Origin of the sequence: Frankia sp. BMG5.23, assembly GCF_000685765.2 — a bacterium.
GTDB classification, from domain to species: Bacteria; Actinomycetota; Actinomycetes; order Frankiales; family Frankiaceae; genus Frankia; species Frankia casuarinae.
Genome location: NZ_JDWE01000074.1, coordinates 1 through 13,762 on the forward strand (window position 1 = coordinate 1; position 13,762 = coordinate 13,762).

10 protein-coding genes and 1 pseudogene are annotated in these 13,762 nt (G+C 70.6%); 2 read left to right on the top strand and 9 right to left on the bottom strand.

Translation table 11 applies throughout. From position 1 onward, the window contains the following. Positions 1 to 188: 188 nt before the first annotated feature. The 3 genes from BMG523DRAFT_RS20115 to BMG523DRAFT_RS20125 are packed head-to-tail and all read right to left on the bottom strand — an operon-like array spanning position 189 to position 1,353. Positions 189 to 461, bottom strand: a complete 273-nt coding sequence (locus BMG523DRAFT_RS20115) for a hypothetical protein (RefSeq protein ID WP_049760844.1) — start codon at positions 459 to 461, stop codon at positions 189 to 191. Between the two features lie 27 nt (positions 462 to 488). Then, positions 489 to 1,040 (bottom strand): hypothetical protein, encoded by a 552-nt coding sequence (locus BMG523DRAFT_RS20120; protein ID WP_023842105.1) that lies wholly within the window; start codon positions 1,038 to 1,040, stop codon positions 489 to 491. Positions 1,041 to 1,056: 16 nt separating this feature from the next. Beyond that, positions 1,057 to 1,353, bottom strand: a complete 297-nt coding sequence (locus BMG523DRAFT_RS20125) for a hypothetical protein (RefSeq protein ID WP_023842106.1) — start codon at positions 1,351 to 1,353, stop codon at positions 1,057 to 1,059. 191 nt (positions 1,354 to 1,544) lie between these two features. On the opposite strand from BMG523DRAFT_RS20125, the gene BMG523DRAFT_RS24880 reads away from it, so the two are divergent. Then, entirely contained in the window at positions 1,545 to 1,808 is a 264-nt protein-coding gene (locus tag BMG523DRAFT_RS24880; protein WP_011435496.1) for a hypothetical protein, read from the top strand. 341 nt (positions 1,809 to 2,149) lie between these two features. Here BMG523DRAFT_RS24880 and BMG523DRAFT_RS20135 read toward each other — a convergent pair. Next, a pseudogene (locus tag BMG523DRAFT_RS20135) lies at positions 2,150 to 2,479 on the bottom strand (AAA family ATPase); the annotation flags it as partial. A 389-nt stretch (positions 2,480 to 2,868) separates the two neighbouring features. On the opposite strand from BMG523DRAFT_RS20135, the gene BMG523DRAFT_RS20140 reads away from it, so the two are divergent. After that, positions 2,869 to 3,837: a pirin family protein gene (locus BMG523DRAFT_RS20140; RefSeq protein WP_011435498.1), complete on the top strand. Its 969-nt coding sequence runs from the start codon at positions 2,869 to 2,871 to the stop codon at positions 3,835 to 3,837. A 76-nt stretch (positions 3,838 to 3,913) separates the two neighbouring features. Here the strand turns inward: BMG523DRAFT_RS20140 and BMG523DRAFT_RS20145 are convergent, their stop codons facing one another. From BMG523DRAFT_RS20145 to BMG523DRAFT_RS20165, 5 genes are all read right to left on the bottom strand, one after another. Further along, the gene (locus BMG523DRAFT_RS20145) at positions 3,914 to 5,059 is read right to left on the bottom strand and encodes a HoxN/HupN/NixA family nickel/cobalt transporter (RefSeq protein ID WP_023842108.1); all 1,146 of its coding nucleotides are present in this window, start codon (positions 5,057 to 5,059) and stop codon (positions 3,914 to 3,916) included. 202 nt (positions 5,060 to 5,261) lie between these two features. Continuing rightward, positions 5,262 to 10,106: an alpha-(1->3)-arabinofuranosyltransferase family protein gene (locus BMG523DRAFT_RS20150; protein WP_035959157.1), complete on the bottom strand. Its 4,845-nt coding sequence runs from the start codon at positions 10,104 to 10,106 to the stop codon at positions 5,262 to 5,264. Between the two features lie 13 nt (positions 10,107 to 10,119). Beyond that, the gene (locus BMG523DRAFT_RS20155) at positions 10,120 to 11,457 is read right to left on the bottom strand and encodes a glycosyltransferase family 4 protein (RefSeq protein ID WP_043591982.1); all 1,338 of its coding nucleotides are present in this window, start codon (positions 11,455 to 11,457) and stop codon (positions 10,120 to 10,122) included. After that, the gene (locus BMG523DRAFT_RS20160) at positions 11,454 to 12,806 is read right to left on the bottom strand and encodes a hypothetical protein (RefSeq protein WP_011435502.1); all 1,353 of its coding nucleotides are present in this window, start codon (positions 12,804 to 12,806) and stop codon (positions 11,454 to 11,456) included. The genes BMG523DRAFT_RS20155 and BMG523DRAFT_RS20160 overlap by 4 nt, the downstream gene beginning before the upstream one ends. 121 nt (positions 12,807 to 12,927) lie before the next feature. Next, the coding region (locus BMG523DRAFT_RS20165; RefSeq protein WP_043591983.1) for a GDP-mannose 4,6-dehydratase at positions 12,928 to 13,762 on the bottom strand (835 nt) is incomplete at its 5' end.

Sequence of the window (13,762 nt, forward strand, 5' to 3'; positions counted from 1 at the left end):
GGGTAGAGAAAAGTTGCGATGACCCCAGATGTGGCAGGGGACCCCAGCGAGGCCCGCATGCTCGGGGCTTCGCCGGGGTCCCAAGGGCCAGCCGACGGAGGGTTTGGAGTCAACCCCGCCGGCTGGGGCTCAGATGCACTGACCTCGAACCCGAGATCACGGGATCATCATGGCCATACAGGTCGTGGTCAGGTCAGGCGCCACGTGGCATAGCTACGCGCCAGGGCGGCTCGGTTCTGAGCGGCAAGGCTGTCCGACTGCGCCGCTCGCATGCTCCACAGTCCCGCCACGTGGCAGGCGAAGGCGGTCCGGTCCTCGTCGGTGCCGCCAGCCCAGCAGTCCAGCCCCGCCGCCCACTGCTCGGCCTGCTGGGGGGTATGTCCGGCGCCAATGAGACGGATCACCATGAACGCGGCGTCTACCCAGCCGGCACCCTGCGCCGGCCAGCCCCAGTCGACCACCCAGACACGGTCCTCTCTGATCATGAACTAGTGGGCATGAAGGTCGGTGTGAATCAGCCGGTTCCCGGCCACGGCGTCGACTACAGCGCCCGCGTGGACGGCCGCGGTGGCTACGTCCCAATCGGGGAAAACTCTAGCTGGAAGCGTTTTTAGATCCTCCCACCAACCCGTGTTGCGCCATCGATCGGAAAGCGAGCGCAGACCCTCGCCGGTCCGGCGGGAGATGTCGTTGACGACGTCCCGGACGCGGGGTAGGTCAGGAGAGCCGGGGATGAGGTCCGCTGGTTGGCCGGTCGCATGCTCGAAGCCAACCAGCAGCCAGTCATCGACCTGGCATGCGAACCGTGGACTCGGCGTGATTCCTGCGGCGAGGTGTCCGAACGTGTGCTCGTTACGGAGCCAGCGTGCTCGCCGGCCGCCGCCGTGGACGCCTTTGACGACCAGCCGCTGCTCACCCGCATCCACGACCGCGGCGAGGTCGCAGCCGTCCCCGACGTCCACCGAGTCGGCGGACGTGACGGGTCCGGTCTGCGCCTCAACCGCGTCGCGGACCTGCGTCGGCAGATCATTCCACTTCATGGGAAGTTCGACTCCGCTACTTGGGGACCCGGCTGCCCTTATTTTCGTCGCCGTCCTTGCCGCTTGCCGAGCAGTTGCCCTCGTCGGAGCATGTGGAGCACTTCGCCCACAGTTCGTGGTCGACGGCGTACCCGGCCTGTTGCATCAGGGTGATCGTACGAGCGTGCCTGGCTGCGCTGATGCTGCGGTCGGGTGGCGCGTCGTCGGGCACGTGGTGGATGAAGTGGCCGGCGACCTGCCGGCAGAACAGCTTGTACTCCTTGGTGTGCAGCAGAAAGGTGTGCCAGCCCAGGTCGATGGTGTGGCTGGGCACATGCGGCGTGTCCGGGTCCTCGCCGCACGCGGCGAGGAAGGCCAGAGCCCGGAGGCACCGACCACCATCGGCGCGCGTACCCGTTCGTGTCGCCGTTACCGGGGCATGACCCTTGAGACCCTTGCCGGCCTGACTGGCCTGTCCAAAGTATCGCAGTCGAGCGGGGCGACGGCGGGAAGGCACCCGAGATCATGCGTGGTGTGGATACGTCGGTGCTCGGTTCCGGACGTCGCCGCGCACAGTTCCTCACCGATTTCGGCCGAGGACTTGCCCAGTCGCGCGGCAAGGACAAACAAGCCCTCGCGGTACTCCGCGAAGCGGAACGGCTCGCGCCAGAGCTGGTCCGGACTCACCCGCTCGTGCGGGAGACTGTTGCCGTCATGCTCCAGCGTGCCAGAGCGAACGTCGGAGGACGTGATCTACGCGGACTGGCCTACCGAATGGGCATCGCTTGACATAGCCACGGGCCGGCGGGATGGAGGGGAGTGGTGGACCGTTGGCCACGTGGGAGCACGGGTTGTCGGATTCGTGTCCTGTTTTCGTGTATTCGGGATTTGTGGTCCGGCTGGGCCGGGTCTGATGGGTTCAGGTCGGCGGGGCGGCGTTTCCGAGTGTTCCATCATGCCACATTTCCCCTGGGCCTCACTAGTACCGCCGCTGGGCGTATCCCGCCGGTCAGTAGCCCGCTCTCGAACGACACAGCGCCTGCCCGGTCTGGGTCAGTCCGTGGCGCTGCTGGGCGTATTCCCCCCGCCTGGTGTGATTACCATACGTTGATGGTACCTTCGACATGTTAATGCTCCCGGAAGGTGTGGTTCTGCTCGGGGTCGAGGACCTCCAGCAGCGCCGCCGTCGGGTCCCCCCGGTAGTCGGCGCCCAGCTTGTCGACCTCGTCGAGCAGCACCACCGGATTCATTGAACCCGTCTCGCGGATCGCCCGGACGATGCGGCCGGGCAGCGCGCCGACGTAGGTCCGCCGGTGACCGCGGATCTTCGCCTCGTCCCGCACGCCGCCGAGGGCGACCCGGACGAACGACCGGCCCATGGCCCGGACGATCGACTCGCCGAGTGATGTCTTGCCGACGCCGGGCGGACCGGCGAGTGCCAGCACGGCACCGCCGCGCCGGGAGCGCCGCGGGATCCGCCGGCACGGGCGGCTTCGACGGCGGCTCGGATCTCACCATCGGACATGTCGAGAGACACGACCATGCCCGGTAGCACGACGGCGTCGTCAATGGGCAGGACGGGCAGCACCCGGATCTGTGGCATGTGGTCCACCCTGACGTGAGGAAGTTGAGTCACCTACACTGAAGTCCTTTCAGCTTGCCGTTGTTCCCAGGGTTTATCGCTGAGGGTGAACGATTCCCGCTCGTGCCCTGATGATCAAAAAATTCGCGGGAAGGATCGAGGGTGGCCCGTGGTTGCGCGGGTTGGTAGTTGCATCTACAAGTAGAGGCGCCGGGATGAGCTGCTCGAACTGCTCGAACTGCGACCTGAGCCCGCCAGGAGGACGACATGCCTGCCGTCACCGCCGATACCGTCCGTCTGCCGCGGCTGGCTGAGCCCGTGCTCGGCGAGGTCGACCGTCCGGTGCGGAGGATGACCACCGCGCCCACCGGGTTGGAGGGCGAGGGCTTCCCGGTGCGTCGGGCCTTCGCCGGAGCACGGCTCGCCGAGCTGGATCCGTTCATCCACATGGACGAGATGGGCGCCGTCGACTACGGGCCGGGCGAGCCCAAGGGAACCCCGTGGCATCCCCACCGCGGATTCGAGACCGTCACCTACATGATCGACGGAACCTTCCAGCACCAGGACTCGCACGGCGGCGGCGGACTGATCGCAGACGGCGCCACCCAGTGGATGACCGCCGGCGCGGGCATCCTCCACATCGAGACGCCGCCGGAGGAGCTCGTCGTCAGCGGCGGCCTGTTCCACGGTGTCCAGCTCTGGGTGAACCTCCCGGCGAAGGACAAGTTCTCCCCGCCGCGGTACCAGAACCTCGAGGGTGGCCAGGTCTGCCTGGTGTCCTCACCGGACGGCGGTGCCCTGCTGCGGGTCATCGCCGGTGACACCGGGGGCCACCGGGGCCCGGGTGCCACGCATACCCCGATCTCCGTCGTCCACGCGACGCTGACCCCCGGCGCGGCGGTGCACGTGCCGTGGAACCCCGAGTTCAACGCCCTTGCCTACGTCCTCGGTGGCCGGGGGACGGTGGGCCCGGACGCCACGGCGATCCGGGCCGGTCAGCTCGCGGTCTTCGGAACGGGGGATCTGCTCGGTGTCACCGCGGACGACCGGCAGGACGCGTCCTCGCCGAACCTCGAGGTCCTGCTGCTGGGCGGTCGGCCGATCCGGGAACACGTCGAGGTGTACGGCCCGTTCGTCATGAACACCCGGGCCGAACTGCGCCAGGCCGTCGAGGACTATCAGGCCGGCCGGCTCGGGGTCATTCCGGCGAACGCACTTATGCCGCATCGCGCCTGAACCCGACGGCATTCCGGGGTTCGGGGCGGCCGCCCGGCCCGTGCTGTCGGTGGTCCCCGAACCGGACGCCAGGCGGTCAGCCGGTGGGTTCGACCCGGCCGTCCTCGGGCCGGCCCGTCGCCCACCTCTCCTCAATGCGGCCGTACTTCCAGACCAGCAGAGCGGCGGCCCAGGTGGCGACGAACAGGCCGACGACGAAGTAGCCGACGACGTTGAGATCCAGACCCGCGATCCAGCCCCAGAACTCGCCGGTGAGATGTGCCTTCTCGGCGAGGATGCCGAGCAGTTCGACGCTGCCGATGAGGAACGCGATCGCGACGGACAGCCCGGTAATGGTGATGTTGTAGTAGAGCTTGCGGACCGGTTGGGAGAAGGCCCAGGCATAGGCGAAGTTCATGAACGAGCCGTCGATGGTGTCGAGCAGGCTCATGCCGGCGGCGAACAGGATCGGCAGGACGAGGACGGTGTACCAGGGCAGGCCGGCTCCGGCGGCGCCGGCGGCGAGGAGGAGCAGGGCGACCTCGGTGGCGGTGTCGAAGCCGAGACCGAACAGCACGCCGAGCGGGTACATCTGCCAGGGTCGGGTGACCGCCCTGGTGAAGCGGCCGAGGACGCGGTTCATCAGCCCGCGGGAGTTCAGCTGCTCTTCCAGGCCGGCCTCGTCGTACCCGCCGCGGCGCATGTCCCGGAAGACCCTGATGATGCTGAGGAGAATGCCGAGGTTGATCGCGGCGATGGCGTAGAGAAAGCCGCCGGAGACGGCGGTGCCGATCCAGGCGGTGATGTCGTGCAGGGTCGAGCCGTCGGCTTCGATCTGCCCGGCCAGGGAGCGGACGCCCACGCTGAACAGCAGCATCAGGGCGAACACAATCGTGGAGTGGCCGAGGGAGAAGAAGAAGCCGACGGACAGTGGGCGCTGACCGTCGGTCATGAGTTTGCGGGTGGTGTTGTCGATCGCGGCGATGTGGTCGGCGTCGAAGGCGTGGCGCAGGCCGAGGATGTAGGCGGTGACTCCGAGACCGACCCCGAAGACCTGGCCGTCGGCGCCGAAGCGGTAGTGGTGCGGCGCGATGATTGCCGTGAGCGTCACCCAGCCGATCACGTGTAGCCCGACGATGACCGCGGCCATGCCGCCGACACGCGCCCACTCCCGGCGGTCGAGCGCCCCGCGGACCCGGGCGGGAAGACCCCCCCTCGGCATGGTGCCGGCCTGCGCGACCATGGCAGGGCTCCCCTCGCGGTGCACCCGCCGACGTGGACGGGGAAGTTTTTGTGCGGCGGGCAGAGGAACGATAACCAGATCATGGATGCTTCTGCAACTAAGTTGCAGAAGCATCCATGATGCGGAGCTTTGCCGCCGCCGCGAGCCGCGGCCCCGGTCGCTGGGCATCTCCGGTCGCTGGGCATCTCCGCTCGCCCGACCTTCAGTGGCCCGGAGGCTCCTCCCCCGGGCCCGTCCGGGGAGACGGCGGGCCCGGCTGCCCCGCCTCGCGCCGTCGTTGCAGCTGGGCGACGAGCTGGTCGCTCGCCAGCAGCAGCACCGTGAGCCAGGAGATCGTCGCCACCTTCCCGAACGCGGCGACCCAGTCTCCGTCCGTCGGCAGCGCATGCCGGGCCTGCACCTGCAGCACGTACAGGGCGCTGACGCCCAGGCAGACCACCGGGCCGACGCGGGTCAGCAGCCGGCCGCGGGGCACGAGCAGCGCCACGGCCGTCGCCAAGGCGACGATGACCCCCGCTACCGGGGAGACCAGCACCGCCGAGAGCAGACCCATCCCCAACACGGCGAGCACGGTGGTGCGCGGGCCGACACGCCCCGCCCGGACGGACCACGGCTCGGCTGTCGGCAGATCCGGCTCCGGTGCCCGGGACGACCGGGACGACCGGGACGCCCGCGTGGCCACGGTCGCGCGGGCTCGGCGGGTGTAGAAGATCACCAGTGCTAGGGAGAGCAGCACCGTCACCGCGGACAGCGCCAGGGCGAACCACACGATCCGTTGTGGGGTCCAGGTCAGCGTGACGGTGAACCCGGCGGCCGTCGGGGTGATCCGCCAGCCGTTCGCGTAGCCGTCCACCAGCCTGGGGGTGCCCAGGTCGGCGCCGCCCACGGTCGCCTTCCAACCCGGGGAGAGGCTCTCCGCGAGCACCAGCCAGAACGGGGTACCGGGCCGCGCCCCCGTCACGTCGACGGTGAAGGATGTGTCGCCGGCCGATCGGACCGTCACCCGTGGCGTGGCGGCCGACGTCGTTCCGGTGGTGCCCGTCGTTCCGGTGGTGCCCGTCGTTCCGGTGGTGCCCGTCGTTCCGGTGGTGCCCGTCGTTCCGGTGGCGGCCGACGTCGTTCCCGTGGTGCCCGTCGCGGCCGGTGGGGTCCCGGCGGGGGAGACGGCGGAGGCGGCGCCGGTCGCGTTCAGCCACGGGCCGCCGCCGACGTCCGAGGCCAGCAGCAGGCGATCGAGATCGATGCCGGCGAGGGCCCCGTCGGCGGTCCGGATCACGTGCTCCCCCGGGCCGAGGGTGACCGGCTGGCCGCAGGTGGCGACGGTCAACCCGAGCCGGTTGACCGCGTCGGCGGTGCCCCCGGTGACCTGCACCCCCACCGGCTGACCGTCGATGCTCAGCAGGTCGGTCCGGCAGGGCGCGGGGATCTGGGCCGGCAACAGCCCCGTCGCGGTGCTCCCTGCCGTGCCTGCCGTGGGCTGACCGGTGCCCGCCGTGGGCTGACCGGTGCCCGCGGCAGGCACGGTCGCGAGGCCGGGTATCCCGATCTCGGCGAGGCCCACCGGCATCGCCAGCGGCGAGCGACTGATGGGGTCGATGCTGGTGACGGTCCGGGCATCGTCGATGACGAACTTCCACGTGCTGCCGGTGACGGCCGGGAAGGTGAGGGTCACCTCGCGGGTGCCCCCGCGCGCCGAGGTGTCGGTGACCGCAGGCACGGTCACCGCGCCGACCCGCTGGCCGTCGACCTCGATCCCGATGCGGGTCGGGATCGAGTGCCGACCGTCGGCGACGATCGACATCGTCATCGACGAGACCGTCAACGGGGTCGGCGAGGCGACCTGGATCCAGCTGCCTCGCGGGTTGCCGATGCCCGGGCTCCACGCGGTGGCCGGGTTTCCGTCGAAGGCGCTCGACGCCCGCGCGGCGAGCGATCCCGGCAGCCGGCCGGAGGAGGTCACCACCGGGAGGGTGGCCGGGCGGCCCAGCACCTGGTCGACGCGATCGTCGGGGGAGTAGGCGGAGACGCGGGCGGTGCCGGTGAGCGCGAACGTCCGGGCCGTGGGCAGGGAGAACGACCGGCTGATGACCGACTCGGTGTCCTGCTTGAACGGTTCCGACGGGTTGGCCCGGTCCCGGGACACCTCCAGTGCCAGCCGGTGGCCGAGGGAGGCGGCACCGGCGGCGTCGAGGCTGTCACTCGGCATCCGCAGCACCTCCTCGGCCGTCAGCGGTGCCCCGTTCGCTCCGGGGATGGCGACCTCGGCGAACCCGACCGCGGAGACGTTGTCGTAGCTGCGCTGCCGGCCGGTGTTCGTCGCGTCGATGTGGATGCGTAACGTTCGGAAGGCCCGGGTGGGGAAGCGCACGACCTGCCCGGCGGCGGTGCGGGAGGCGTCGGTGAGCGCGACGGTCACCGGGGAGCCGCCGTCGAAGGTCAGCGTCGCCCGGGTGATCCACCGGTTGCGCGGCCCGGTCAGCGGCTGGACGAGGCGGATCTGGTTCGTCGTCGTCGGCTCGGCCAGCGTGGTCTGCCAGGCCTCCCCGGTCGGGTCGGTGAAGGCGCCGACCCGCCACGCGGTGCCCGGGTCGCCGTCGATCGCGCGGACCGGTCGGTCGGACGCCCCGTAGGAGAAGCTGTTCCCGTAGCTGGTGGCGGTCACCTCGGCGATCTTCGCCGGGGATCCCGGGGCGTGCAGGGTGGCTGTGGTCTCGCTGGTGACGTTCTGATCGGGGAACAGCGGCAGCCGGTTGTCGTTCGGGTCCTTCGCCAGCGGCCTGACTCCGGGTTGCTCGACGTAGCCGAAGTTCTCCCGGATGCCCGTCCACCGTTCGGCGCGCCGCCGGTTGGTGTCGGTGACGAGCAGGTCCGCACCGTCGTCGAGGGCTTGGCGCATCGCGGTGGGATCGGTGGCGAGTTCCGGGGCGTAGAGGATCGCCCGCCCGTCGGCGATTGGCTCGGCGAGCAGGCCGGAGGCCGCCGCGTCCACCAGCGCCTCCCCGTTGCCGCTGACGAGCAGGGGCCGCGCGGTGGTGGCGGTGCGCACGATCGGCTGCGCGCCGCTGACCGGGAAGACGGCCAGCGCCGGCGGATCGGGCACCGACGGGTCGGTGCCGAGGGTGACCTCGTCGGTGAACGGGATGCCGGGATCCTCGGCAACCGGCGGTCCGAAGGTCTGTGGTACACCCAGCCCGTCCGGTCTGTTCGAGGTGAACAGGTTCCAGGTGGCCCGGGGGCGCGGGGTCCGGTACCGCTCGTAGGCGAGGTTGCTGCGCAGCACCACGTCGCCTACGCCCATCAACCGGGCGAGGTCCGGCAGGGCGGAGGTCTCGAACACCCCCTCCTGCAGCCGGCGGTCCAGCGAGCGGACCAGGTCGACGCTGCCCGCCTCGCCGTAGGGGATGAGTTCCCGCATGACCAGCGGACGGTCCATCAGCCCCTCGGTGACCGGGTCGAGGGTGCTTCCCCAGCGGTAGTGGGAGAAGTCGGCACCGGGAAGCTCCAGCACCCGGGTGCCGTTGTTCCTGGTGTCCAGGGCGCGCGCGAGTTCGGTCTCGTAGGCGGGGACGTGCTCGGGGCGTTCGAGTAACGGCTCGACGAACTCGCCGCGGAACAGCGGTGACATGTCGAGGGCCAGCAACAGCAGGACCACCCCGGTGGCGAGCGGCGGAACCAGCCGTCGGCGCCGGCCCGACCGGACCGGCCGCCCACCGGGGGCAGCCGTAGCGGTCGGACCGGCCGCCGCGTACCGCTCCCAGAGAGCTGCGAGCCCGCCCGCGAGCAGCACCGACATGCCCAGTGCCACCATGGGGACCGCCCGGGGCAGCGAACGCAGCGCGAGACCGGCCGTCGATCCCTCGGCGAAGTCCTTGAACAGCCGTCCCCAGGGAGAGGGATCGTCGTACGGGTAGACGCCGACGGCGATCGTGGTGCCCAGCAGGATCAGCGCGACGAAGTAGCCGCGCTGGCCCCAGCGGATGGCCGAGGCGCCGATCAGGGCGAGGATGGGTATGGTGAAGCTGACCGCGATCAGCCAGATGCTCTGGGTGTAGTGGGTGGCCGGCCCGATCCACGGACCGAGCGCGTCCTGTCCATAGAAGAACCAGTTGCCCAGGCCCCGCAGCACCTCGGAGGCCTGCGAGCTGCTGGCGACCGTCTCGATCGTCTCGGTGAAGGCGAGGACGTTGAGGCCATAACCGGCCTGGGTGTAGAGCCCCGCGATCCACCACGCCGACGTGACGAGGACGACCAGCACCGCACGGGTGCACATACTCACGGCGGCGCCGAGTCGGACCTCGCGGGTACCCCAGACGGCGAACGGTATCCACAGCAGTGGGGCGAACAGGATGAAGATCAGGCTGGAGGCGTTGATGCTGCCGATCGTCGTGACCACGAGGGCGAAGGCGGCGGGGAAGCGCCATCCGGCGGGACGCCAGCCGGCCCGGCCGGGCTCCGCCTCGCGCAACCCGCGCACGGTGATGCCGATCAGCCAGCCCAGTCCGGCGTAGGGCAGCAGGATCGCCGAGATCCGCGCCTCGTATTCCAGGATGTAGGGCGAGAGCATGTAGCCGAACGCGGCGACGAACGCGAAGCGGTCGGGCCAGCGCAACGAGCGGAGCAAGAACAGCACGCCGGTGCCGGCGCCGAACAGGATGGAGCCCGTCCACAGCCGCTGCGCGACCCAGTCGGGCAGGCCGACGAGATCCAGCAGCCAGTAGAAGGCGCCCTGCGGAAACAGATAGCCGATGTTCTGATGGGTGACGGTGCCCATGCCGATGCCGGGGTCCCACATGGAGACCGCTCGGCGCAGCATCCGGCTCGGATCGAGGTAGAGGTATGCCTTGGTGTCGGCGCCGATCTTTCCCGGTGCCGTCGCCAGCAGCGGCAGATACGCCACGGCGGCCAGCACCAGGGTCGGCCAAGAGGGCGGTCGCCGCCGGCGGATCGCCGCCGAGGCCGGACCGGACTCGGGGCGACCGGACTCGGGGCGACCGGAAGCGGGGCGATCGGACGAGGCCGGACCGGAGGGCGACGTGGTCACGGTCACCGGATCACCGCAGTCACCGGTGCGGCCCAACCAGGTCCGCGGCCCGGGCCGCGCTGGAGCGGCGGCCTTGATGCCGGGCCGCCTCCCGGACTAGCGCCGCGAACGTCGAGCGAGCCGTCTGCGCCCAGGTGAAGGTCGCCGCATGCGCCAGCGCCCCGGCGGACAGGCGGGCGCGCAGATCGTGATCGGTCAGCACGCCGGCCAGTGTCTTGCCCAGGTCGGCCGGATCCTCCACCAACACGCCGGTCTCGCCGTCGACGACCGCGTCGGTGTGTCCGGCGATCTTCGTCGCGACCGACGGCGTGCCGCAGGCGGCGGCCTCGGTGATCGTCATGCCCCAGCCTTCACGGGCCGAGGCCGAGGCCAGCACCCAGGCGCGCCGATACAGCGTCAGCAGGGCGGCGTCGTCGACCCGCCCGACGAGGCGCAGCCAGCCGCCGGCTCCGGCAGCGGAGATCCGCTTCTCCAGCTCCACCCGCTCGTAGCCCTCGCCGACGATGACCGCCTCCATCGTCGGATGTTCGTCGTGGGCGTGGACGAGCCCGTCGATGAGGACGTCGAACCGTTTCACCGGCACCAGACGCCCGACAGCGAGGACGAGGGGATGCGGCGAGCGCTCGCCGGCGGGGGAGAAGGACGGGTCGATACCCGGCGGCACGACCGAGATGTTGCGCGGCGGCAGGCCGAGCAGGTCGATGATCTCGTGCCGGGACGACGGGGACAGCGTCAGGATGCGCGTACGCCGGTACAGCGGTGGTGCGATCTTGAATTCGACGGTCTCGCCGATCCTGGCCAGCTTCGGGGACAGCACCATCCGCCACATCTCGGCATGCACGTGGTGCAGGAACACCACCCGGGGGCAGCGGGCCCAGACCGGAGAGAAGAACGGCATCCCGTTCCAGATCTCGACCAGGCCGTCCCAGGGCCCGCCGCGGCCCAGCGCGCCGGACACCGCCGTGCGCGGGAAGACCGAGTACCGGCCCGCCTTGCGGACCACCGTGTAGCCGTTGCGGTGGACGGACTCCGGATGGCCGGACGCCACGGCCGTGCGCAGGCTCACGTCGATGCCGGCCTGCGCCCACAGCTCCGCGACCTTGTCGGCGTGCAGCTCCGACCCGCCCGACTCGGGGTCGTCGAGGTCACGCCAGGCCAGCATGTGCACGCGGCGCAGCCCCGAAGTCTCGACCAGCTCGGCGAGGGAGGGCCGGTGCGGCGCGGCCTCGATCCCGGGCGCTCCCACCTGCGCGGCCAAGAGGCCCGGCGGGACCGGGACGGCCGGCGGCACGACGAGGCCCGCGGGGGTCGGCGGGATCGTCGCGCCGGGGCCGCGCCGATTGCTCGCGGCGCTCATGCCCGAGCCGTCCGACGGGCGGCGGCGAGCACCGACAGGCCGGTGACGATGGCCAGCACGGCCTGGCAGGCGAGGTCGGCGCGGGCGGTGCTCGTCGGTGATCCGTCCGCCCACAGCATGAGGGGGACGGTCGCGGCGGCGGCCAGCCCCAGGGCCAGCAGTACGCCTCGCTCGCCGAGAGCGAGCAGGTAGTGGGTGAACAGCACGGTAGCTCCGAGACAGGTCATCGCTGCGGCCAAGGGGAGAAGCGCGCCGGAGGCATCGGTGAAGCGAGGGCCGAAGGCCAGGGAGAGAAGTGTGTCGGGTGCGAGGAGAGCGGCGGAGAGCAGCCCCAGCGCGGGGACGAGGAGTATCGCTAGCGTTGCTCCGAGTTGATGGAGGGCGTGCTGTCCGAGATGTCGTCGATCGGCGGCCTCCGGCAGCAGGAAGCCGGCCAGCACGACCGCCGCCAGTACGAGCACCTTGCTGGCCACCGAGACGGCCGCGTAAGAGCCCGACCGGTCGGGGGCGAGCCGGCCCTGCATGAGGACGTCGATGTTCTGCAGGAGGCCGAGCATCGCCAGCGCGACGAGAGCGGTGCCGACCTCGACGGCCAGCCGGGCCGTGGGCGCCGCGGGCGAGCCCGGCTCGGGCGACATTCCCACGACCGCGTCCGGGTGGCGGCGCAGCGTGGACCGCGTGTGGGCGAGGGCGGCCAGCACACCGAGCAGGACGGCGATCGCCGCGCCGGTCTCGTCCAGACCGGCGAGCACCAACCCGATCGTGAACACCGTCTTCACCGCGGCGTCGACGAGCAGGTTGGCGGCCAGCGCCGGATAGAGCCGGCCGCACTGCAGCAACCCCCGGTCGACGCAGAGCAGACACCAGGCGGCACCGGCGGTCACGATCTCGGCGACGCCGCCGGGACCGGGCAGCGACAGTTCGTGGGCCACGAAGCCCCGAGCGGCCACCGCGAGCATGGCGACGACCAGCACGAGCGCGACCCCGACCCGGCGGACCCGGCGGACCCACTGCGCCACCAGGTCCAACTGCCCGCTGTGCTGCCAGGTGGTGATCCGCCGGACCACCCCCACGAGCAGGGCGCTGCCCGGCATGGACACGATGAAGAAGATCGCGATCAGTTGGGCGACCGCGCCGTAGGATCGGGTACTCAGCGCGCGTGCGATGATCAGCGTGACGCCCATGTTGGCGAGGTTGGCGAGCAGGCCGGCCAGCGCCAGCGGGATGGCGCCGCGCACCGCCCCCCGCAGCCGGGTGCCCCGGGTCTGTTTCAGGCGTTTACGCAGCGTCCAGCCGTCGGCCGCGATCGCGGCCGACGCGCCGCCCGGCTGGGCGGTATTGCGCTTCATGCGGAGTCCTCCCCGACGACATACGCAGGGGTACTCCCCGCCCCGCGCAACGGAATGCCCGCGTGGGGCCGGTTCACCCGCGCCGGGGTGGTCGGCCGCCTGGTACGTCCGGGAACGGTGCTCAACGGATTGTCAGTGCCTTGTCGGCCGATTCCGTCTCGGTGGCGACGTCGGCGTCCACCATCATCGCCACCAACTCCTCGAACCCCACCCGCGGCTTCCACCCCAACACCTCCCGCGCCTTCGACGAATCCCCCACCAGCACATCCACCTCAGCCGGCCGGAAAAACCGGGGATCCTGCCGCACGAACCCCGACCAGTCCGAGATCCCCACCCGCCCGAACGCCACATCCAACAACTCCCGGATACTGTGCGTCTCCCCGGTCGCCACCACATAATCGTCCGGCGCGTCCTGCTGCAGCATCCGCCACATCGCCTCCACGTAATCCCCCGCGAAACCCCAGTCCCGCCGCGACTCCAGATTCCCCAACGACAACGAGTCCTGCAACCCCAACGAAATCCGCGCCACCGCCCGCGAGATCTTCCGGGTCACGAACTCGATCCCCCGCCGCGGCGACTCGTGATTAAACAACAACCCCGAACACGCGAACGCCCCGTACGACTCCCGATAATTCACCGTCAGATAGTGACCAAACGTCTTCGCCACCCCGTACGGCGACCGCGGATGAAACGGCGTCGACTCCCGCTGCGGCGTCTCCCGCACCTTCCCGAACATCTCCGACGACGACGCCTGATAGAACCGCACCCCCGACATGTCGTTACCACCCGCGATCCGCAANGCCTCCAGAACCCGCAGCACCCCCATCCCCGTCGTCTCCCCGGTCAGCTCCGCCTGCTTCCACGACAACCCCACGAACGAGATCGCCCCCAGGTTGTACACCTCGTCCGGCTGCGAGATCTCCACCGCCCCGATCAACGACGGAAGATCCGTCAGA

What these genes read in the sequence shown, in the direction of transcription:
- BMG523DRAFT_RS20160 (WP_011435502.1), bottom strand. Translation starts at nt 12,806, where the DNA reads ATGAAGCGCAATACCGCCCAGCCGGGCGGCGCGTCGGCCGCGATCGCG.
- BMG523DRAFT_RS20145 (WP_023842108.1), bottom strand. Translation starts at nt 5,059, where the DNA reads ATGGTCGCGCAGGCCGGCACCATGCCGAGGGGGGGTCTTCCCGCCCGG.
- BMG523DRAFT_RS20120 (WP_023842105.1), bottom strand. Translation starts at nt 1,040, where the DNA reads ATGAAGTGGAATGATCTGCCGACGCAGGTCCGCGACGCGGTTGAGGCG.
- BMG523DRAFT_RS20155 (WP_043591982.1), bottom strand. Translation starts at nt 11,457, where the DNA reads ATGAGCGCCGCGAGCAATCGGCGCGGCCCCGGCGCGACGATCCCGCCG.
- BMG523DRAFT_RS20140 (WP_011435498.1), top strand. Translation starts at nt 2,869, where the DNA reads ATGCCTGCCGTCACCGCCGATACCGTCCGTCTGCCGCGGCTGGCTGAG.
- BMG523DRAFT_RS24880 (WP_011435496.1), top strand. Translation starts at nt 1,545, where the DNA reads ATGCGTGGTGTGGATACGTCGGTGCTCGGTTCCGGACGTCGCCGCGCA.